This window comes from Clostridium sp. FP2 (assembly GCF_011065955.2).
GTDB classification, from domain to species: domain Bacteria; phylum Bacillota; class Clostridia; order Clostridiales; family Clostridiaceae; genus Clostridium_AD; species Clostridium_AD tagluense.
Genome location: NZ_JAAMNI020000001.1, coordinates 2418989 through 2439969 on the forward strand (window position 1 = coordinate 2418989; position 20981 = coordinate 2439969).

Genomic DNA, 20981 nt, shown 5'->3' on the forward strand with positions numbered 1-20981 from the left:
CTCTCACTTTTTCATTTGTTTATCTTTAATTGTATACCAAAATTCAGGCTTATGGTTATAATTTATTTAAATAACCCTAAATTCTCCACCATAAACAGTGAAACCTATTACAACCACTACAAATAAAAGTAAGATATATATTACTTCAAATAAATTGCCTGCATCGGAGCCAGTGGTAATATGTGGTGGTAATTTAAGCTTGAACTTACCTATTTTTTCTAAAAACTGAACAAATTTATTACGGAAGCCTAATTTTTTTAATAATACTGCAATAAATCTTGGAATTGAAAGTAATGGTACCCCTTCTTTTGTAAATATATCAGCCCAATAAATATGACTTATATATCCAACAAAAAAACACCCTGTTAAATATTCGTAGCCTAATTTTTTAAATACATAGGAAGCTGAAATGTTGAAAATAGCAACTCCTTCTAGTGAATGTAAAAATGACCTATGAGGGAAGGTTGCTATACCAATTAATAAAATACAAATAAGATAGATATTTGCGTCATTTAAGTTAGTAAAGTTATAAATGGATAAAATCAAGCTTGAACCAGCATAAGTTAAAAATATAGAAATTCTTATAAAATCATTTGATCCTACACTTATTATAGCTGATAATTTTTTATAAACCGTCCCAATTACGGGGATTTTTTTAAAAATTCGCTCATTAGTTACTCCTAAAACCATTAAAACAAAAGACGTAAAATATGTAAATATATAAGCGTATTCCCCTATAAATTTAATTTTTTCTAACTCCCATATAATATCTTTTGAATACCATAAAATTAATGCCCCAAGTCCAACCCCTAAGAATAATCTAAGCAGTAATTTTAATATTTTTTCTAAAGTATTTATCACCTTATTACTTGCATTTGTAAGTGGGTTCATGTGATTTATCTTACTATGTTGACTATCCGCATCAACAACTAACCCTGCAAGTCCTGCTGTTGCAAGGCCTACAAGGCTTATTCCTATGGGGACATGTATATATTCATTGTTGAATATTGGCATAGAATTAACAATAGGTATTGTTGCTACTATTGCATAGGATAGCATTGCTATCTTTTGATGTGATTTTCCATTCATATTATGTCTCCTTACATTTTTAATGTCATAGCAAAAATCACAAGGGGCATTAATTACATATTATTCTTCAAAAACTTAACGATATAACTTAATGTGTAAAAATCACAATCTAATTCAGCTTTCATTATATTTAATCCCTTAATTAACGTTTCTTCATCAAAATTTTCTAATAATATCATTAGACTTATTATATTAATGCCACCATCTTTTGTATCAAGAACTCTAGCAGCTTTAACATATTTATTTTTCATTGCATTTACAATAGCAATTTGAAGGTCTTCACTAATTTCCATTTCAGGCATTTCACTAAATACTTTAGTATCTGAATTCTTAATGCTAAGATTTTTAGCTTTTGTAAGATCCGAATTTAAAAATATAGTGTTTTTAAATTCTGCATCTTTGAAATCAGCCCCATCTAAATTCACAGAGTCAAATATAGCATTTTCAAATATTGTATCTTTAAAATCACTGTTCTTAAGATTTGTTCCAATGAATTCAGCCCATTTAAAGGTACAGTCAGAAAATACACAAGATTTAAAATGTGCACCTCTAAAAGTTACATAATCAAAATTTGACCTGGAAAAATTACAATTATAGCAATTACTTCTCTCAAGATTTTTATACATAAAGTTCTTATCTTTTTTCTCTATATTGTTGTAAACAAAATTATTCCTAACACTATGATTCTTACCCATTTTTACCTCCATGGCAAATACATTTATTTGCCTTCCTTTTATTAGTCTAATTAAAAAGACTCCTAACCAATTTTGAGAAGTGGCTAGAAGTCTCCATATTCATTATAAATATTATACACAAATTTAATAAAAGTCAATGATTTATTGAAATCTTATATTTTTTTATAGCAGATTGTAAATTAAAGGGCGAATTATGGCCTGATTTGCTTTTATATAACAAAGAAAATATAATTAATAAAATAGAGGACTTCGAAAATAATATATAACAGATAAAAGATGCAATAATAAATGGCGATAAAGTAGAATGTTTGTGAGTTCAACGAATAGAAGAAAGGAGAGAGGCTAAAATGTATAGTATTGAAGTTAAAGGCTCTAGTGGCAGCTATCCAATATACATTAAGAATGGATTGCTTGGCGAAATTGGTAGTGAAGTTAAGAAGATATATAAAGGAAGAAAAATAGCTATAGTAACGGATTCTAATGTTAATAAATTTTACGGTGAAAAGGTGGTTAGCTCATTAAAAGCAGAAGGGTTTGAGACTTTTAAAATTGTGGTGAAAGTGGGGGAAGAAAGCAAGTCCTTTGACACTCTTTTAGGAGTATACGACAAACTTTTAGATTTCAAGATAAACAGGGGAGATATTATAATTGCTTTAGGTGGTGGAGTTGTGGGAGATATGACTGGTTTTGCAGCCGCAACTTTTTTAAGAGGAATTCCATTAATACAAATTCCAACTACGCTACTTTCGCAAGTGGATAGTAGCGTAGGTGGTAAGGTGGCAGTAGACCTACCTCGTGGGAAGAATCTGGTAGGAAGTTTTTATAATCCAAGGGCAGTTTTTATTGATCCACTGCTCCTTAGAACACTTAATGATAAATTTTTTAATGACGGTATGGGTGAAGTAATAAAATATGGAGCAATTAAAGATAGAGAGTTGTTTTATAAATTAATGAATTATGAAAACAAAGAAGCTGTTTTAAAAGACATAGATAAAATTATTTATACTTGTTGCTGCATTAAGGCAGGCATTGTTGAAAGAGATGAGAGGGACACTGGGGAGAGGATGTTACTAAACTTTGGTCATACCATAGGGCACGCAATTGAGCAATTCTTTAATTTTAAGGAGTACTCCCATGGAGAAGCGGTGGCAATGGGAATGCATGCTATAACAAAATTAGGGGAAGAACTAGGAGTTACTAAAATTGGGACAGCAAATATTATAAAAGACATCTTAATTAAGTATAATTTACCTTGGAACTTGCCTGAAATAAAAACTAAAGCTATAATTGAAACTATTAGTCATGATAAGAAAAATATTGGTGATTCTATGAAATTTATATTAATAGAGTCCATTGGTAATAGCTTTATTGAAAAAATCAAGTCCGCTAAAATTGAAGATTATTTACAAAGAAATCACAAATAAATTATTATATTGAATTGAGGTAATAAGTTATGAAATCGGTTATGATAAAGCCTTTTTCTTTAAAGGGAAAAGTGAAAATTCCACCATCAAAATCCTTATGTCATAGAGCAATTATAGCTGCAGCACTGAGCTATGGGGAATGCATGGTCCATAATGTTAATATGTCTGAGGATATAATAGCTACTTGTGAAATTATAGAAAAACTTGGAGCGAAAATAAAAGAAAGTAAAGGAAGTCTTAAAATAACTTCTAATAATAAAATTGAAAACAATGAAACAGCTTGTAATGAGTTAGAATGCAATGAAAGTGGATCAACATTACGTTTTTTAATCCCTATAGCAATGCACAGTATGGGGAAAATAGTCTTTAAAGGTAAAGGGAAACTAGTAGAAAGAACACTTAAACCTTATTATGAAATCTTTGATAAGCAGAATATAAAGTATACAACAGATAGAGGGTACCTTCCACTAACAATAGATGGGAGACTTAATCCTGGAATTTTTGAACTTAGAGGAGATGTAAGCTCCCAGTTTATTACCGGTCTTCTTTATGCACTACCTTTATTAAATGGAGATTCAATAATTGTGGTTACTACCAAAATGGAATCTATTGGTTACATAGATTTAACTTTAGATATACTTTCTAAATTTGGAGTAATCATAGAAAATAATAATTATAGAGAATTCGTGGTAAAAGGAAATCAACACTATGAAAAAAGAGACTACAGAGTTGAAGGTGATTTTTCACAAGCAGCATTTTACCTTGCAGCAGGTGTTTTAGGTGGAGAGGTTTCCTGTGTTGATTTAAATATGGAATCACTCCAAGGAGACAGGGTAATAGTGGACATAATAAAAAATATGGGTGGAAAAATCTCACTTACAGATGGAATTTTAAAGGCTTCAAAATCAGATTTACGAGGCACTATTGTTGATGTATCGCAATGTCCTGACCTTTTACCAATAGTTGCAGTGCTTGGTGCATTAAGCTTTGGTACCACAGAAATTATTAATGCAAGGAGAGCTAGAATTAAAGAATCTGACAGATTAAAAGCTATAGCAACAGAGCTAAATAAAATTGGGGCTGAGGTTATAGAAAGAGAGGATTCGCTGATAATTCATGGTAAACCATGGCTTAAGGGTGGAGTGGTAAACAGTTGGAATGATCATAGAATAGCTATGGCCATGGCTATTGCATCAATTAAATGTACGCAGAAGCTTATAATACAGGATAGTGGGGCAGTAAAAAAATCCTATCCCAATTTTTATGAGGATTTTAAGAGCCTAGGAGGGGAAATTAATGAGTGGACAATGGGGTAAAAAAATAAAGTATTCTATATTTGGAGAATCTCATGGAAGAGGCATAGGAATAACTATTGATGGATTACCCGCCGGTATAAAACTTGATATGGATTTTATAAATAATGAAATGCAAAGACGTGCGCCAGGTAAAAGTGAATTTTCAACTACAAGAAGGGAAGGAGACAAAGTTGAAATTCTAAGTGGATATTTTAATGGATATACAACTGGTACACCTCTTTGCGCGGTTATATTTAATGAAAATCAAAATTCTGTGGATTATGACAAGTTAAAGGATTTAGCAAGACCAGGCCATGCAGATTTTACAGGAAAAGTTAAATATTCAGGCTTTAATGATTATAGAGGTGGCGGTCATTTCTCAGGAAGAATTACTGCGCCACTTGTTTTTGCAGGTGCTGTTGCAAGGCAAATCCTTTTCCATAAGGGAATCCAAATAGGAAGTCATGTTTTGAGTATTGAGAATGTATTTGACAACTACTTTGATGCTGTTAATTTAAAAAATCAATTTCTAATAGATATTTTAAACAAAGATTTTCCCGTAATTGATGATGTTAAAGGGAAAGAAATGAAAAGTATTATTTTAAAAGCTAAGGAAGAATCTGATTCTGTTGGAGGCATAATTGAGGCTGCTATATTAAACTTACCTTGTGGACTTGGCGAACCATTTTTTGATTCTATAGAGAGTAATTTAGCTCAATTACTATTTTCTGTTCCAGCAGTAAAGGGTGTAGAATTTGGTAGTGGCTTTGATATAACGAAGCTTCGAGGAAGTAAGGCTAATGATCTGCCTTACATGAATAAAGGCAGTGTTGCAACGAAAACTAACAATAATGGTGGAATAAATGGAGGCATTTCTAATGGGATGCCCATAGTATTTAGAGTTGCAATGAAACCAACTCCTTCCATAGCTAAGCTTCAAAGTACTATTGATATGGACACCTTCGAGGATTCAGAAGTATCGATTACAGGTAGGCATGACCCTTGTATAGTTTTAAGAGCACTACCAGTAATTGAAGCCTGCGCTGCAATGAGCATTTTAGATTTTATATAATATTACAGCTTCGTCGAGGATAAGTAGTGCGAAGGTGATGATTTAAGGATGTGGTTTAATGAGTAATGTAGATAATTTTGATATAAATGATTTGAGAGATCAAATTGATAAAATCGATGCGAGCCTTCTCTCCCTATTTGAAAATCGTATGGAGTTAGTTCTAAAGATAGGTGAATATAAAAAGAAAAACAATATGGAAATTTTAAATGGAGCTAGAGAAGAAGCGGTTATAAAGAAGAACTTAGATCTAGTTAAAAATAGTAATTTACATTTAGAAGTAGAGGAATTCTTTAAAGCTGTTATGGAAATAAGCAGAGGCCTTCAAAACAAAAATCACAGGAGGAAAAATATAGTTTTAATTGGGATGCCTGGATCAGGTAAAAGTACAATTGGGGAAATACTTGCAGAAAAATTAGGCATGAGTTTCCTAGACATAGACACATACATTGAAAAGAGTACAAATCTTAAGATTACTGAAATATTTAAAAATGGGGAGGATTTGTTTAGAGACATAGAAGCTAAGGCAGTTTTGGAAGTATCAGAAAGAGTCCCAGCAGTTATTTCAACTGGTGGTGGGGTAATTAAGAGATATGATAATATTAAAAGTCTTAAGAAAAATGGAATTATAATTTACATCAATCGACCTATTAAAAACATAGTAGGGGATATAGAGGTTAAGACTCGCCCTTTACTTTCAAAGGATCCATCTCAGCTTTACTTAATCTTTGAGGAGAGAGGGCCCTTGTATAAAAAATATTGTGATTATGAAATTATGAATATTAGTAACACTTATGATGTAGTTAATAATATTATAGAGATATATGCAGAAAATAATAAATAAGAGGTGCGGTTATGAAGGTATTAATAATTAATGGTCCGAACTTAAATTTTCTTGGAATAAGGGAGAAGAACGTCTACGGAAACACAACTTACGAAGAAATGTGTAGTTATCTCTATAAAGAGGCTAAAAAACTTCAGGTTCCTATTGATATTGTTCAAAGCAATATCGAAGGTGAAATAATAAACTTCATACAGGATGCTTACGATAAGTACGATGGAATAATCATTAATGCTGGAGCATACACCCATTATAGCATTGCAATATTTGATGCTATAAAATCAGTTTCTATAAATACTATAGAGGTTCATCTTAGTAATATCTATGCAAGAGAAGAATTTAGACAAAAATCAGTAACTGCGCCAGCCTGCATAGGCCAAATTTGTGGATTTGGTAAATATGGTTACGTTATGGCTTTAAACGCTTTATTACAAAAATAGTGACAATGGACTAACTTGAATTCTGTGTATAGTTAAAATTATTATAAAGGAGGGGAAAGCCTATGGCTGCATTTTTATTGGAGATTGGTTTGAAGTTTCAAACTGTTAGTGTTTTGATAAGGCTAATAATAACTTTGGCATTAATAATTATATTTCATTTAGTTAAAAAAGGTATCTGCTCATTTGTTGATAAATCCAAGTTTTACTCTAAGGATATAATAAAATATAAAAAGACAACTTCATTATTTATAAATATTTTATCAGTTATGGTCATTATACCAATATGGATGTATGAGTCTAAAGATATACTGACTTTTTTGGGGATTTTCTCAGCTGGGCTAGCCTTTGCCTTTCGTGATGTTGTAGCTAGTTTTCTAGGGTGGGTAATAATTAACACCCAAAAGCCCTTTGCAATTGGTGATAGAATAAAAATTGGGAAAAGTCTTGGTGACGTATTAGCAGTGGACTGGTTTTATACCACTATAATTGAAGTTATTGAAAATGACAACAAAACTTATGGACAAAGTACGGGAAGAATTACTCATATACCAAATATAATACTGCTCACTGAAGAACTTATAAATGAGACTAACTCCTTCCCGTTTACTTGGAATGAGATTGAAATAAACCTTAGCCTGAGCAGCAATTGGAAAAAAGCTAAAGAGATATTAGTAACTATTGCTAATGATAAAGTGGGAGATATAGAACAAGAAGCAAAGGAGGCACTAAGTATAGCATCAAAAACTCTTCCAATTTATTATGAAAACCTTTCTCACACAATATACACTTCTATAGAAGAGGGAAGAGTGTGTTTAAGTTTAAGGTTTATTTGCAAGGCGCGAAATTTTAGAAATTTAGAACATGCCATAGTAGAGGATATTTTAGATGAGTTTTCTAAAAATGAAGATATAGAATTATTATAATTAAAGGTCAGTTGCGCTATCTGGCTACGGACCTTTAATCCTGCTTGTATATTATTGTTAATAATACATATTCAAATAAAAAATTATCTTTTATTTACTTTTAAATAAAAACTGACCTCTTCCAAGATTATTAACCTTCACCTTTACATTAACAATAATGTCTGCATTGCAAACAATGTTATCCCAATTTGTTTCGGGGCTTCGGCCAAAAGTAGCTGCAGCATCACGACCAAGTTCTAGGCAATCTACTTTATACTGGTTTTGCATTTTATTTATAAATTCATTGCACCTTTTCTCTGTTTCTTCCTCTAATTCATGAGTGTATTTTTCTACTGTTTTGGGGTTTATCATAAAGTCAGAATACATAGTATTATTTATTACTTGACCTTTAAATTCTAAGTCAATAATAAATTTATATTTACCATTGATTTGTTTACAATGTACCTTCCTTTTGGATTCTCCATAATTTGATATCAATTTTAGTGAATCCTTTTGAAGTGTTAGTATTCCTTTAACCTTATCTTCCCTTAAAATATTCATATACCTGGCGTCTTTAATCGGTATTGTTGCAACCATCTTGTCTTTTTTAAAAACAGCCATGCCGTTCAAAGTAATTTTATTGTTTAATATTTCAAGGTATGGAAGAACTAGATTTCTTCCCTCTGAGTCTACCCTTACATATGTATCTACCACTTTATAGTCGTCAGACATGAAATTCTGTTCCATAGAGCTTTCAATCATACCATCAATATGATCTGCCGAAGACACAGCATCCTCAACTTTAAATTTTAGCATATCAAGAGCTTTGTCTTTACAAACAACAATCCACGTAGCATCATTCATTTGTTGATTAGAAAACATTATGTCAATAATAGGATTAATACCATAAGTAGCCACAGCTTCACTAAAAATGAATACTTTCTGTAATCCAAGCAAGAATTCTTTGCTGCTGGTAGTTTGTCTGGTTGACCTGCTTTCAGCAATGTTTTTACTAATGCCTTCCAGTATAACAGTTGAAATTTCATTTTTTTTAGTGAAAGTATACGCACTTGCAGCAACATCATATTCAGTCAATGGTTTACTTGTAATGAGGTCAAAGGATAGTCCAGAGCAAACATCAATTTTTTCTATGGCAAGATTACCTTCGCTTGAATTAAATATTAGATATATAAATAGACATGAAACAGATAATATAATTAAACTATATCTTTTCATTCATAAATTTCTCCTTTTTTTAATAAGGAATATGATACAAAATAGACTAAGTTACTTTCTAGTTGTTTTTTTGAATATGCCTAAGATTATTCTTATCTATTAAAAGAGTTAATAATGCAATTATGGTTACATAAGAAATATTAAATAAGATTATCCAAGGCATAAGCTTGCCTGAAATTTCTCTTCTCGTTACTTCATTTCCCATAAATAGAGGGAATATAAAAATAACTGGTATTAATAGAAAGCAAATTGTTTTTCTTTCTATTTTAGTAATATTATTTAATATTTTAGTTGCAGCATAAAATTCAATAGACATGGTTTTATAAGCAATTGTAATCCATATGACCATCTCTACATATCTAAAATTATTTACCACAGGTATTTTAAATGATTCAGCCACGAAAGAAAATGGCCATAATTGTTTTACTACTAAATCTGGACCAGAAAAATAGATAGATGTAAAAACTATCCATGTATGAAAAAAAATTATGACGAGAGCACTAATGTAGGCGGCTTTTAATATATATTTTTTATCTTCCACATATGGATATATTATTAAAAGTAATTCCATATTCGAATAGGCGAAGGCGGTTTTTAGACTTCCTTCTAAAATTTTCGAGACACCTGCGCCAAAAAAAGGTTTTACATTTAAAATACTTGCGGACTTAAAGGTTACTGTGGATGCCACCACAATAAAACATAATAGAAAAAATGTTATAGTGGTAAATCTGGCGAGTACCTTTAAGCCTTTAATTGAAGCATAACAAGCAACAACAGCAAAAATCATAACCATTTTAAAATGTGGGATAAAATATATACTATATGCTCTTAATTGATTGCTTGAACCAGAAATAACTAGTACAATGTAGAATAAAAATGTAAACATAAACAATAAATTTAAAACATTTCCTATTATTTTTCCAAAGTATACTCTACTTAAATTCATTATATTACTATTAGGATGTCTTTTGATTATTATTCCTGAAGCGAGAACAATATATAGTGGATATATTCCACCTATAATGGTAGAAATCCATCCATCCTGTTTTGCTATCCTTACTACATCTGCAGGAAGACTAGTTACCCCCATACCTATGATACAGCCAACCAAGATAAAAAAGAGTTCAATAGAGGTTATTAGATTGTTTTTTTCATTCATCTTTTTTTCTCCTAAATTTATGCCTAAAATTAGTTTGTCTTTTAATATTTCGTTCTGAGATTATGGAGGGCCTGGTATTCATTTTCCATAATGGTGATCGAATAAAAGTATCTTTTAAATCATCCTTGTTAAAGGCCATATATGGAACACCGAAATTCTCCAAGGAAGATAAATGAAGGATAAGTAGGGTGTAGCCTGTAGCAACCCCCATTATACCCATGGCATTTGCTAGAAACAGCATTGGGAATCTTAACATTCTTATAGAAATAGACATATCAACTGTTGGCACCGCAAAAGAAGCAATGATAGTGATTCCAATCACAAGAAGCGTAGTAGGACTTACCATATTTGATTGTACTGCAGCATTTCCTATAATAATGCCTCCCACTATACTTAAAGTCTGTGCTATTTTTGAGGGAAGCCTCAATCCGCCTTCTCTTAGAATTTCCATTAGTATTTCTAGTATAAGTATTTCCATAAAGGGCGAAAGTGATATCCCTATTCGTGATTGGACTACTGGAACAACAAATTCAACAGGTATTAGCTCCCCGTTATATTTAATTAGGGTTAAATAAATTGAGGGAAGCGTAATTACTAATAAAACTGATAAAAATCTAAGAAGCCTTATTATATTTGCAGATATTGTTTTTTCATTATAATCTTCAACGGTGTGAAAAAATTCAACAAATACAGAAGGGATTGTTAATACAAAGGGAGATCCATTTAAAATTACAGCTATTCTACCTTCCATAATACTTGGGGTTACTCTGTCTGGCCTCTCTGTGGACATACACATAGGAAAAATACTGTAGGGATTTTCATCTATAAATTCTTGGAGTGCTCCCATGCCAGTAACGGAATCTACTTCTATTGTATTTATTCTTTCTCTTAGATCATCTAGAGCCTGGATATTAACTAAATCTTTAATATAAACTAAGGCTAAATCTGTTTGTGTTCGTCTCCCAACCACAAGGTTTTCAATGGAGAGGTTTGAATCTTTTATGTACCTCCTAAGCAGACTTATATTTACTTCTAAGTTTTCCACAAATCCATCCCTGGATCCACGAAGTGAGGTTTCGTTCATTGGATCGGATACTGCTCTCATGCTACCACCAGTAGTATCTATTACTATATAATCTTCTATATTTTCAATTAAGAGTAGTGTATTTCCGTTTTTAATATTTTTAGAAACTTCCACCGTATTACCCTTAATAAAAGAACAATCTGCAGTTATATAAGTGCTGCACAAAAAACTGGGGGTTTCACTATTTAGTTCTATGGGGCTACGTGTTTCAATCATTAGTGGATTAAGAATATCCCTATTAATAATATTTTTATCTACTAGACCATCAATGTATACAATTGCACCCTGTATAGGTGGATTTTTACCAATTGATATTCTTTTGACTTTAATGGGAGATGAAGGGCCTAATATATTTATAATGGTATTTATTTTAGAGTCAATTGTTTCAATTTTCATATATATCACCTTTATGGTATATTTTTAATAAGCATAATAACAATAATAATAGTGTACCCCTTGAAAAAAAATGTATGTAAATGATCAAAAATAATAAAAACAAATTTTTATTACAACTTTTTTTAAGAATTTTCAGATAAAAGATTATGTACAATTTGTTAATAAAAAATATTATCAATGATTTTAATTCAATATAATGGAATAAAATGAGTTAAAATACAGACGCATACATAACAACATAACCCTATGCAAGTTTTAGCAAGATAATATTATACATTTAGAGGTATAAACATTCAAAAAAAAAATTTGTGAATATTTATACTCTATTTTTTCTTTTATACATTATAAGTTAGGACATCGTGAATATATATACAAACATTGCTAAATTCTTAGTTTGCAAACGTTAGCATAGAGAGTATTACAGAGGAAAGCAGAGCTTAGCGTAAAAATCAAGTGATAAATTAATAACTATGCTGATAAGGAAGAGATATATGCATTTATGGCAAAATACTCTATTTTACTAATAAAATCCTACCCATTATAATGATGGCATCAACAAAAACAACGGGGAGGCAGTTTAAATGAAATCATTTATAAATGTAACTTCTGAAATAGGAAAACTTAATAAAGTAATGCTACATAGACCTGGGAGAGAAATAGAAAACTTAGTACCAGAGCTTCTTGAAAGATTACTTTTTGATGATATTCCTTATTTAGAAGTAGCAAGAAAAGAGCATGATATATTTGCAAAAATATTAAAAGAAAATGATGTGGAGGTTCTTTATTTAGAAGAACTTGCTACTGAAGCCTTAAATGACGATAAAGTAAAAAAAATATTTTTACAACAGTTTTTAAAAGAAAGTCACATTAGTAATAAAGAGATATACGAATCTCTTTATACATATTTAATATCAAAGCCTACAAGTGAGATGATTGATATACTTATGGCTGGAGTTAGAAAAAATGAGATAGATATTAAGGGAATGCATTCGCTTAGAGGATTAATATCAAATCAATATCCTTTCTACTTAGACCCTATGCCTAATCTTTACTTTACAAGAGATCCAGGTGCTTCAATTGGAAATGGTATTACAATAAATACTATGCAAACTGAAGCTAGAAGGCGCGAGACATTGTTCCTTAAATTTATTCATGAATATCATAAATCTTTTAAACAATATGAAGTACCACTTTGGTACGACAGAAACCTTCCTAATAATATTGAAGGTGGGGACGAGCTTGTATTATCTGCCACAACTCTTGCGGTAGGATGTAGTCAAAGAACTTCACCTGAGGCTATAGAAGTGGTAGCAAAGAATTTGTTTGCAAAACATGCTTCTTTCGAAAAAGTATTAGTATTGGAGATTCCAGCTTGTAGAGCATTTATGCATCTTGATACTGTATTCACTATGGTTGACTATGATAAATTTACAATACATCCAGCTATAGAAGGACCCCTTAATGTTTTTGAAATTACAAAAGGTGTTAATGGAGAATTGCATATTAAACAATCTAAAGATGTATTGGAAAATATATTAAAATCTGCATTAAAAGTACCTTCAGTTGAATTAATAAGATGCGGTGGTGGTGACTCTATTATAGCAGCAAGAGAACAATGGAATGATGGATCAAACACTCTCGCTATTGCACCAGGCAAGGTTATAACTTATGAACGAAATTATGTTACAAATGAAATTTTATCAAAACGTGGTATAACAGTGTTAACAATGCCAAGTGCTGAACTTTCGAGAGGAAGAGGCGGTCCAAGATGTATGAGTATGCCTCTAAATAGAGATAACTTATAAAAACAACAAAAAAATAACAAAATATTAGGAGGAATTTATTATGTTTAACTTAAGAAACAGAAACTTTTTAACTTTGATGGACTTTACTCCAAAGGAAATAAACTACTTTTTAGATTTAGCTAGAGATTTAAAAAGGGCTAAGTATGCAGGTACAGAACAGCAAACATTAAAAGGTAAAAACATTGCGTTAATATTTGAAAAAAGTTCTACAAGAACAAGATGTGCTTTTGAAGTAGGTGCACTAGACCAAGGAGCACATGTAACTTATCTTGGACCTACAGGAACTCAAATTGGTAAAAAGGAATCTGTAGCAGATACAGCAAGAGTTCTTGGAAGAATGTATGATGGAATAGAATATAGAGGATATGGACAAGAAGTAGTAGAAGAATTAGCTAAATATGCAGGAGTGCCAGTTTGGAATGGCTTGACTACTGAAGATCACCCTACTCAAATTCTTGCTGACTTTTTAACTATTAAAGAACATTTTTCTAAACCATTAAATGAAATCAAATTTGTTTATGCTGGTGATGGAAGAAATAATATGGCAAATGCCCTTATGATAGGAGCTGCCAAGATGGGTATGGACTTTAGAATAGTTGCTCCAAATTCATTATTTCCTGAAGATGCACTAGTTAATAAATGTAGAGAAGTAGCCAGTGCTACAGGAGCAAAAATCACTATTACGGATGATGTAGCGCAGGGAGTAAAAGGAGCAGATGTTATATACACTGACGTTTGGGTATCCATGGGAGAAGCAGATGAAGTTTGGCAGCAAAGGATTAGTGTATTAAAACCATATCAAGTTAATAAAGAAATGATGAAGTTAACAGGCAATAAAGATACTAAATTTATGCACTGTCTGCCAGCATATCATGATTTAAAAACTGGAGTTGGTAGAGAAGTATTTGAAAAATTTGGAATGAATGGTGTTGAAGTTACAGATGAAGTATTTGAAAGTGAGGCTTCAATAGTATTTGATGAAGCAGAAAACAGAATGCATACAATCAAAGCAGTTATGGTTGCTACACTTGGAAACTAGCCTAAAATAATTTATAAATATAAAGTTAATTGGTGAGGGTAATATTATTGCCCTCACCAATTTAAAATATAGCTACTTTAGCAAGCGAAAGGAGATTACAAAATGGAAAAGGATAATGATAAAAAATTAGGCTTGTCTCTACTAGTCGCTCTTGGAGTTGGATCCATGATTGGTGGAGGAATATTTAATAGTCCAACTGATCTTATAGGTAAGGCAAACCCTCAAGCAACAATTATTGCTTGGATAATTGGTGGACTTGGTGTAGCATTTTTAGCACTAGTATTTCAATTGCTTGCAAATAAAAGACCAGAGCTTACAGGTGGAATATTTACTTATGCTAAAGAAGGCTTTGGAGAATTTGTTGGGTTCAATTCAGCCTGGGGATATTGGTTAAGTGCTTGGCTTGGAAATGTTGCATTCTTTATTCTTATATTTAAAACTTTTAATAGTTTAGTCGGTGACGTTAAACCTATAGTATCATTTATATTAGCATCAGCACTATTATGGATAATTCATTATGTACAAATGCGTGGAGTAAAAAGCGCTGGAATAATAAATGCAATTGCCACAGTTGCAAAACTCATTCCATTATTAATGGTAATTGTATTTGGACTAGCAATATTCAAATCTGGAACTTTCAATGTAGAAAATTGGAAAACAGCGTTAGCGGCTACTGGAAATTCTACTACATTGTTCTTGCAAGTTAAAGGCGCAATGGGTACAATTTTGTGGTGTTTTATTGGTATTGAAGCTGCAACAGTACTATCTGAGAGGGCAAAATCTCAAAAGATTGTTGGAACGGCTACAATAATAAGTTTAATTATAACTTTAGTTCTTTACATACTGGTTTCAACAACAGCTATGGGAGTAATTCCAGCTGAAACTCTTATTAATTCAGCAACACCTTTAGCAGATATGCTATCTCTTACTGTACTTGGCAGTGTTGGAGCTATAATTGTTAAAGTTGGTTTAATAATTTCACTTGTAGGTTGCTTAATTAGTTGGGTTATGCTTGCAGCGGAAATTCCTTATGTTGCAGCAAAAGGTGGCACAATGCCGAAATGGTTTATGAAACAAAATGACAATGGTGCTGCAATAAATTCATTACTATTAACTGATGCATTAACTCAAATATTTTTACTTTCGCTACTTTTACCAGCACTTCAGTCTGCCTATGGTAATGTATTTTTAATTTCTACAACCTGTATTTTAATTCCATATTTACTTTCATCATTATATGCAGTTAAGGTTGCATTAGCAGATGGTCTAGGAGCTAAAGATAAGATAGTTTCTATACTAGCTTGTGTCTATTCGATATATGTAATTTATGCAGTAGGAATAAATTATCTAGGAGCAGCAGTAATACTGTATGCAGTTGGCATATTTGTATTTATAAAGGCTAAGAAAGAAAAGAATGAATCTATTACTTCAAATGAGAAAATAGCAATGGCTGCGATTATTGTAGTGGCAATCTTAATGATTATACTGCTCTCAATTGGTAAAATTAAACTTTAGATGTAATTTCAATAAAATATAAAAGCTGTTAAATAAAATATATTTACTAGCTTAACGTAAAAGGAGAGATAAATATGGCAAGAATAGTAATAGCACTTGGTGGAAATGCCCTTCAAGCAAATCCTAAGGATACTACAGCTGAAGCGCAGTTAGTAACTGCAAGAGAAACTTCTGGAGCTATTGTAGATTTAATTGAAGAGGGGCATGAGGTAATTGTTGCTCATGGTAATGGACCTCAAGTAGGTCAACTTATAGCTACTTATGAAGCAGCCGCTTCAATAAATGAAAATAGCCCAATAATGCCTTTTCCTGAATGTGGAGCTATGAGTCAAGGTTATATAGGTTATCATCTACAACAAAGCATTAGGGCGGAGATGAGAAAAAGAGGGATAAATAAGGAAGTCGCAACAGTAGTTACTCAGGTAATAGTAGACCCTAATGATGAAGGATTTAAGAATCCAACTAAACCAGTTGGTTCTTTCTTTACAGAGCAGCAAGCGAAGAAATTAATGACTGAAAAAGGATATATAATGAAGGAAGATTCAAATAGAGGCTGGAGACGTGTAGTAGCTTCACCACTTCCAATGGCTATAGTTGAAGAACCTATTATAAAAACATTAGTTGAAGCTGGACATGTTGTTATAACTGTTGGTGGAGGCGGTATACCTGTAATTGACACAGGAAATGGAACACTTGAAGGAGTACCAGCAGTAATAGATAAGGATTTTGCTTCTTGTAAAATAGCAGAATTATTAAATGCTGATGCATTGGTTGTACTTACAGCAGTTGAACAGGTTGCTATTAACTTTGGAAGGCCTGATCAAAAGAATCTTTCAAGTATAACAGTAAAAGAAGCTAAAACTTATATCGAAGAAGGACATTTTGCTCCTGGTTCAATGCTTCCTAAAATAAAAGCAGCTCTTAGCTTTGTTGAAGCAAAAGAAGGCAGAAAAGCAATTATAACATCCCTTGAGAAAGCTAGGGAAGCTATAGGTGGAACAGCTGGAACAGTAATAATAAATTAATAGTGTTTAATATAAGTCATAAGCTGAAAATGCTTATGACTTATATTTAACTTTTTTGATGGTTTTATAACCAGTTTAAGTTGATGCAAAGGTATAATGAGTTTCTATTGCTTTAATATTTTTTTGATGTTACAATTATTATTGTAAATTTATAAATTAAATATTAGCTATAGGTGCTCTGTAACAAGGGGTAAAAGGAAAAGTGGTTAAAGACCACTGCAGCCCGCCGCTACTGTATTAGAGGATGAAATCCAAAAAACCATTGGGAAACTGAGAAGGTTGGAGAGTAAGATGACGCTAAAGCCAGTAAACCTGCCTAAATGCTCAAGATTTTAGTCTTCGGGGGGAGGATGAAAAATGCATAATTTAACAATAATATTGGGTAATCCAATAGGTGAAAAAAATTAATTGCATTATTCCACATCCATGAGGTGTGGTTTTTTTATTTGCTATTTTTTTACTTATGGATTTATCACTAAATTAATAAGGAGATAATATGAAGAACATTGTACTTGTAACAGGTGGTGCAAGGAGCGGGAAAAGTACCTATGCAGAGAAGCTAGCTAAAGAAGAAAAGGCGGGTGTACTTTATATCGCAACTTCAATTCCATTTGATGATGAAATGAAGGATAGAGTGAAAAAGCATAAAGAAAGAAGACCATCTAATTGGCATACTTTTGAAGGCTATAAAAATTTAAAGCAGGTATTTTATAATGAAGAAATACACTTTGATACGATTTTATTAGATTGTATAACAATAATGGTTACAAATCTTATGTTTGATATTTCAGGGGATAACTTTGATGATCTTAATGCTGAGGCTATAGATACTATGGAAAAAGAAATTCTACAAGAAGTAGCTGATTTTCTTTGCGAAGCTGAAAAAAGCACAAAAACAGTAATTATTGTAACTAATGAAATTGGAGCAGGAATTGTACCAGAATATAAAATGGCAAGGGTCTTTCGCGATATTGCAGGTAGAGTAAATCAGTATATAGCATCCAGGGCGCAGAGCGTTCACTTGGTGGTTTGTGGAATTCCAATTAAAATTAAATAAATAATTATAAAATCAAAATTTATGGAGGAAATTTATGTTTAAGAAAAAAAGTATAATAAATATAGTTTTAGCTATTTTTGTTTGTTTTGTGTTTACTGCATGTGGTAACAAGGCTATAAGTAGCAAGGAGCCGAATATTACTAAAAAGGAAGCTGTGGGTGTTCTATATCCTATAAAAGTGGTAGATTCATATAAGAGAACAGTTACCATTGAAAAAGAACCTAAGAGGATTATTACAATTGCGCCAAATATAACAGAGGGAGTATATGCCCTTGGTAAAGGTGGAAATCTAGTTGGTAGAAGTGATTACGATGATTATCCAACTGAGACCCTTAAGGTAGCCTCTGTTGGTAGTCTATTAAAACCAAATATAGAGAAAATTGTTGAATTAAAACCTGATGTAGTTATTGCATCAACTCATTTTGATAAGGCTGTTGTTAAAAAATTAGAAGCTCTTAATATAAAAATTATAGTACTTTATGGGGAAGAAAATTTTGCTGGTGTATATGACACAATGTCAAAGCTTGGACAGGTTGTAAATGCCAGTGAAAAAGCACAGTCAATAATATCAGATATGAAAAAGAAGGTTGCAGATATAACTAGTAAGGTAGCAAATGCTAAGAAGCCAACAGTTTATTATGTAGCAGGTTTTGGTAAAAGTGGAGATTTCACTGCAGGAAAAGATACATTTATAGGTAATATGATAGAAATAGCCGGTGGTAAAAACGCTGCAGATGATGCAATTGGTTGGAAATACAGTGTAGAAAAGCTTGTAGAAAAGAATCCTGATATTCTAATATGTTCTAAGTTCTTTGATACAAAAAAAGGAATAGAAGCTACTAATGGTTACAAAGATCTGAAAGCAGTTAAAAATGGGAAATTATTGGGGATTGATGATAATACTATTGTTAGGCAGGGACCAAGACTTGCAGAGGGTCTAGAAGCAATGGCTAAACTAATTCATCCTGAACTTTTCAAATAAAAGGGGTTGCACTACCATGACGTTTATAGAAAATAAGAGTTATTATAAAAGAGTTTTTGGAGTAGGGGTATTTTTACTTATAATTGTGATGATTGCTGCGGCAAATTTCGGAGTGGCAGATATTTCTTTTAAACAGACGGCTTTAATCATAACAAGTAAAATTCCAATAGTAAATAACTTTGTATCCATAGATGGAATTAAGTCCACATCAATAACCATATTATTGAATTTAAGACTCCCTAGGATACTTTTAGCTTGTTTAGTAGGAGCAGCACTTTCAGTGGTTGGTACTTCTTTTCAAGGAATTTTTAAGAATCCAATGGCAGACCCATTTGTTTTAGGAGTTTCGTCAGGAGCAGCACTTGGAGCCACTATAACCATGGTTTTTCTTAAAGAAACTCATTTTTTAGGAATGAGCATGGTAGCATTAACTGCGTTTATAGGGGCTATAATAACTACTTTTTTAGTTTATAATATTGCGAGAGTTGGTACAAAAGTTCCAGTGGCAACACTTCTCCTCGCAGGTATTGCTATAAATTATTTATTATCTTCTATAATTTCATTAATGATGACCTTTAATAGCGATAATATTGAAAAAATAGTTATGTGGACCATGGGTAGTTTTTCCACAGCAGGTTGGAATGAAGTGATTCTACTATCTATAATAGTAGTTCCCTCAATATTGTTTATATCTACATTTTCAAGAGATCTTAATATCATGCTCCTTGGTGAAGATAGTGCAAGAAGTCTTGGTATAGATGTAAATGGATTTAAAAAGTACATATTTGTAATAAGTACACTAATGGTTGCAGCAGTTGTATCTGTAAGTGGAATAATTGGATTTGTAGGGCTTATAGTGCCTCATGCTATTAGAATGATTTTTGGATCTGATAATAGGGTGGTTATACCATTTTCTGCACTGGGGGGAGCTATATTTTTAGTAATTTGTGATACGCTTGCAAGGGTAGTAGTGCCTCCATCTGAAATACCAGTGGGAATTATAACCTCAATTTTTGGAGTTCCATTTTTTATATATCTATTATATAGAACAAAGAAGAAGGCGATATAAATTGATAGAGATAAATAACGTATGCTTTTCCTTTGAAAAAGAAGTATTAAAGAATATTAATATAAATATTGAAAGAGGAAAATTTTATACCATCCTAGGACCAAATGGATCAGGTAAAACTACTCTTTTAAGGATACTATCAAAATCTCTCCCTATGGAAAAAGGTGAGATTTATATTGATGAAGTGGATTTAACCCAAATAAAACCAAAGGTGCTAGCAAAGGAAATGGCTGTAGTGCCACAAAGCACAGAAATTGAATTTGATTTTTCAGTACAGGATATAGTTCTTATGGGAAGAACTCCTCATATTTCTAGATTTTGCTCAGAAAGTGAAAAAGACATTAATATAGCTATGAATGCTATGAAAATAACCAACACTTGGGAGCTTAGAAATAAAAGCATAAATGCACTTAGTGGTGGAGAAAAACAACGAGTTGTGGTGGCAAGAGCAATTGCTCAAGAAACAGGAATAATTCTTCTAGATGAGCCTATTTCTCACCTAGACATTCATCACCAAATTGAGATAATGAATCAATTAAAAGAACTAAATCAAAATAAAAACATAACGATTATTGCAGTGCTTCATGATTTGAATTTAGCAGCTGCATATTGTGATCATATGATACTAATGCATAATTGCGGAGTCTACAAAGATGGAATCCCAGAGGAAGTATTAACTGAAGATATAATTAAAAAAGTTTATGGATTAGATGTCTATATAACCAAAAATCCTAAAACAAAAAAAACTTTTATTATGCCTTTTTAGTACAAAAACAGTATGTAAAATGTATGTAAATAATAAAAAGCATCTGCCTAGCAGATGCTTTTTACTATTTATATACAAAAAAACTAAAATTTA

General features: G+C 31.9%; 19 protein-coding genes and 1 riboswitch. Of the genes, 14 read left to right on the forward strand and 5 right to left on the reverse strand.

Annotated elements, in window-relative coordinates:
* Positions 1-66 precede the first annotated feature (66 nt).
* Together G9F71_RS11610 and G9F71_RS11615 are read right to left on the reverse strand one after the other, a co-directional pair.
* Positions 67-1089, reverse strand: a complete 1023-nt coding sequence (locus G9F71_RS11610; RefSeq protein WP_164948158.1) for a metal-dependent hydrolase — start codon at positions 1087-1089, stop codon at positions 67-69.
* A 53-nt stretch (positions 1090-1142) separates the two neighbouring features.
* Positions 1143-1784, reverse strand: a complete 642-nt coding sequence (locus tag G9F71_RS11615) for a pentapeptide repeat-containing protein (protein ID WP_164948157.1) — start codon at positions 1782-1784, stop codon at positions 1143-1145.
* Positions 1785-2131: 347 nt separating this feature from the next.
* On the opposite strand from G9F71_RS11615, the gene aroB reads away from it, so the two are divergent.
* The 6 genes from aroB to G9F71_RS11650 all read left to right on the forward strand — a co-directional run bounded on the left by aroB (position 2132) and on the right by G9F71_RS11650 (position 7776).
* Complete coding sequence (gene aroB / locus G9F71_RS11620) at positions 2132-3208, forward strand: 3-dehydroquinate synthase (RefSeq protein ID WP_164948156.1); 1077 nt, start codon at positions 2132-2134, stop codon at positions 3206-3208.
* Between the two features lie 29 nt (positions 3209-3237).
* Entirely contained in the window at positions 3238-4524 is a 1287-nt protein-coding gene (aroA, locus tag G9F71_RS11625; RefSeq protein WP_164948155.1) for a 3-phosphoshikimate 1-carboxyvinyltransferase, read from the forward strand.
* Positions 4505-5575 carry a chorismate synthase gene (gene aroC, locus G9F71_RS11630; protein WP_164948154.1) on the forward strand — a complete coding sequence of 357 codons (1071 nt, stop codon included), beginning with the start codon at positions 4505-4507 and terminating at the stop codon, positions 5573-5575. The genes aroA and aroC overlap by 20 nt, the downstream gene beginning before the upstream one ends.
* A gap of 58 nt (positions 5576-5633) precedes the next feature.
* Positions 5634-6416 carry a chorismate mutase gene (locus G9F71_RS11640; protein WP_164948153.1) on the forward strand — a complete coding sequence of 261 codons (783 nt, stop codon included), beginning with the start codon at positions 5634-5636 and terminating at the stop codon, positions 6414-6416.
* A gap of 11 nt (positions 6417-6427) precedes the next feature.
* Positions 6428-6853, forward strand: coding sequence for a type II 3-dehydroquinate dehydratase (aroQ, locus tag G9F71_RS11645; RefSeq protein WP_125004275.1), 426 nt, complete (start codon positions 6428-6430; stop codon positions 6851-6853).
* A 62-nt stretch (positions 6854-6915) separates the two neighbouring features.
* Positions 6916-7776: a mechanosensitive ion channel domain-containing protein gene (locus tag G9F71_RS11650; protein WP_164948152.1), complete on the forward strand. Its 861-nt coding sequence runs from the start codon at positions 6916-6918 to the stop codon at positions 7774-7776.
* Between the two features lie 90 nt (positions 7777-7866).
* On the opposite strand, the gene G9F71_RS11655 is transcribed toward G9F71_RS11650, so the two are convergent.
* From G9F71_RS11655 to G9F71_RS11665, 3 genes are read right to left on the reverse strand one after another with little or no spacing between them, the layout of a single operon-like run.
* Positions 7867-8991 carry a Ger(x)C family spore germination protein gene (locus G9F71_RS11655; protein WP_164948151.1) on the reverse strand — a complete coding sequence of 375 codons (1125 nt, stop codon included), beginning with the start codon at positions 8989-8991 and terminating at the stop codon, positions 7867-7869.
* A 58-nt stretch (positions 8992-9049) separates the two neighbouring features.
* Positions 9050-10150 carry an endospore germination permease gene (locus tag G9F71_RS11660; RefSeq protein ID WP_164948150.1) on the reverse strand — a complete coding sequence of 367 codons (1101 nt, stop codon included), beginning with the start codon at positions 10148-10150 and terminating at the stop codon, positions 9050-9052.
* On the reverse strand, positions 10143-11630 hold the full coding sequence (locus tag G9F71_RS11665; protein WP_224626343.1) for a spore germination protein: 1488 nt from the start codon (positions 11628-11630) through the stop codon (positions 10143-10145). The genes G9F71_RS11660 and G9F71_RS11665 overlap by 8 nt, the downstream gene beginning before the upstream one ends.
* A 581-nt stretch (positions 11631-12211) precedes the next feature.
* Between G9F71_RS11665 and arcA the strand changes: the two genes are divergently transcribed.
* The 8 genes from arcA (at position 12212) to G9F71_RS11705 (ending at position 20888) form a co-directional block, all read left to right on the forward strand.
* Positions 12212-13435 carry an arginine deiminase gene (gene arcA, locus G9F71_RS11670; protein ID WP_164948149.1) on the forward strand — a complete coding sequence of 408 codons (1224 nt, stop codon included), beginning with the start codon at positions 12212-12214 and terminating at the stop codon, positions 13433-13435.
* A gap of 37 nt (positions 13436-13472) precedes the next feature.
* Complete coding sequence (gene argF, locus G9F71_RS11675; protein ID WP_202017904.1) at positions 13473-14474, forward strand: ornithine carbamoyltransferase; 1002 nt, start codon at positions 13473-13475, stop codon at positions 14472-14474.
* A gap of 102 nt (positions 14475-14576) precedes the next feature.
* The gene (locus tag G9F71_RS11680) at positions 14577-15989 is read left to right on the forward strand and encodes a basic amino acid/polyamine antiporter (RefSeq protein WP_164948147.1); all 1413 of its coding nucleotides are present in this window, start codon (positions 14577-14579) and stop codon (positions 15987-15989) included.
* A gap of 74 nt (positions 15990-16063) precedes the next feature.
* Entirely contained in the window at positions 16064-17014 is a 951-nt protein-coding gene (gene arcC, locus G9F71_RS11685) for a carbamate kinase (RefSeq protein WP_125004261.1), read from the forward strand.
* A 154-nt stretch (positions 17015-17168) separates the two neighbouring features.
* Positions 17169-17349, forward strand: a riboswitch (cobalamin riboswitch).
* Between the two features lie 161 nt (positions 17350-17510).
* The gene (gene cobU, locus G9F71_RS11690; protein ID WP_164952168.1) at positions 17511-18071 is read left to right on the forward strand and encodes a bifunctional adenosylcobinamide kinase/adenosylcobinamide-phosphate guanylyltransferase; all 561 of its coding nucleotides are present in this window, start codon (positions 17511-17513) and stop codon (positions 18069-18071) included.
* A 34-nt stretch (positions 18072-18105) separates the two neighbouring features.
* Positions 18106-19053 carry an ABC transporter substrate-binding protein gene (locus G9F71_RS11695; RefSeq protein ID WP_164952167.1) on the forward strand — a complete coding sequence of 316 codons (948 nt, stop codon included), beginning with the start codon at positions 18106-18108 and terminating at the stop codon, positions 19051-19053.
* Between the two features lie 16 nt (positions 19054-19069).
* Positions 19070-20122 (forward strand): FecCD family ABC transporter permease, encoded by a 1053-nt coding sequence (locus tag G9F71_RS11700; protein ID WP_125004255.1) that lies wholly within the window; start codon positions 19070-19072, stop codon positions 20120-20122.
* Between the two features lies 1 nt (position 20123).
* Positions 20124-20888: a heme ABC transporter ATP-binding protein gene (locus G9F71_RS11705; protein ID WP_164952166.1), complete on the forward strand. Its 765-nt coding sequence runs from the start codon at positions 20124-20126 to the stop codon at positions 20886-20888.
* Positions 20889-20981 lie beyond the last annotated feature (93 nt).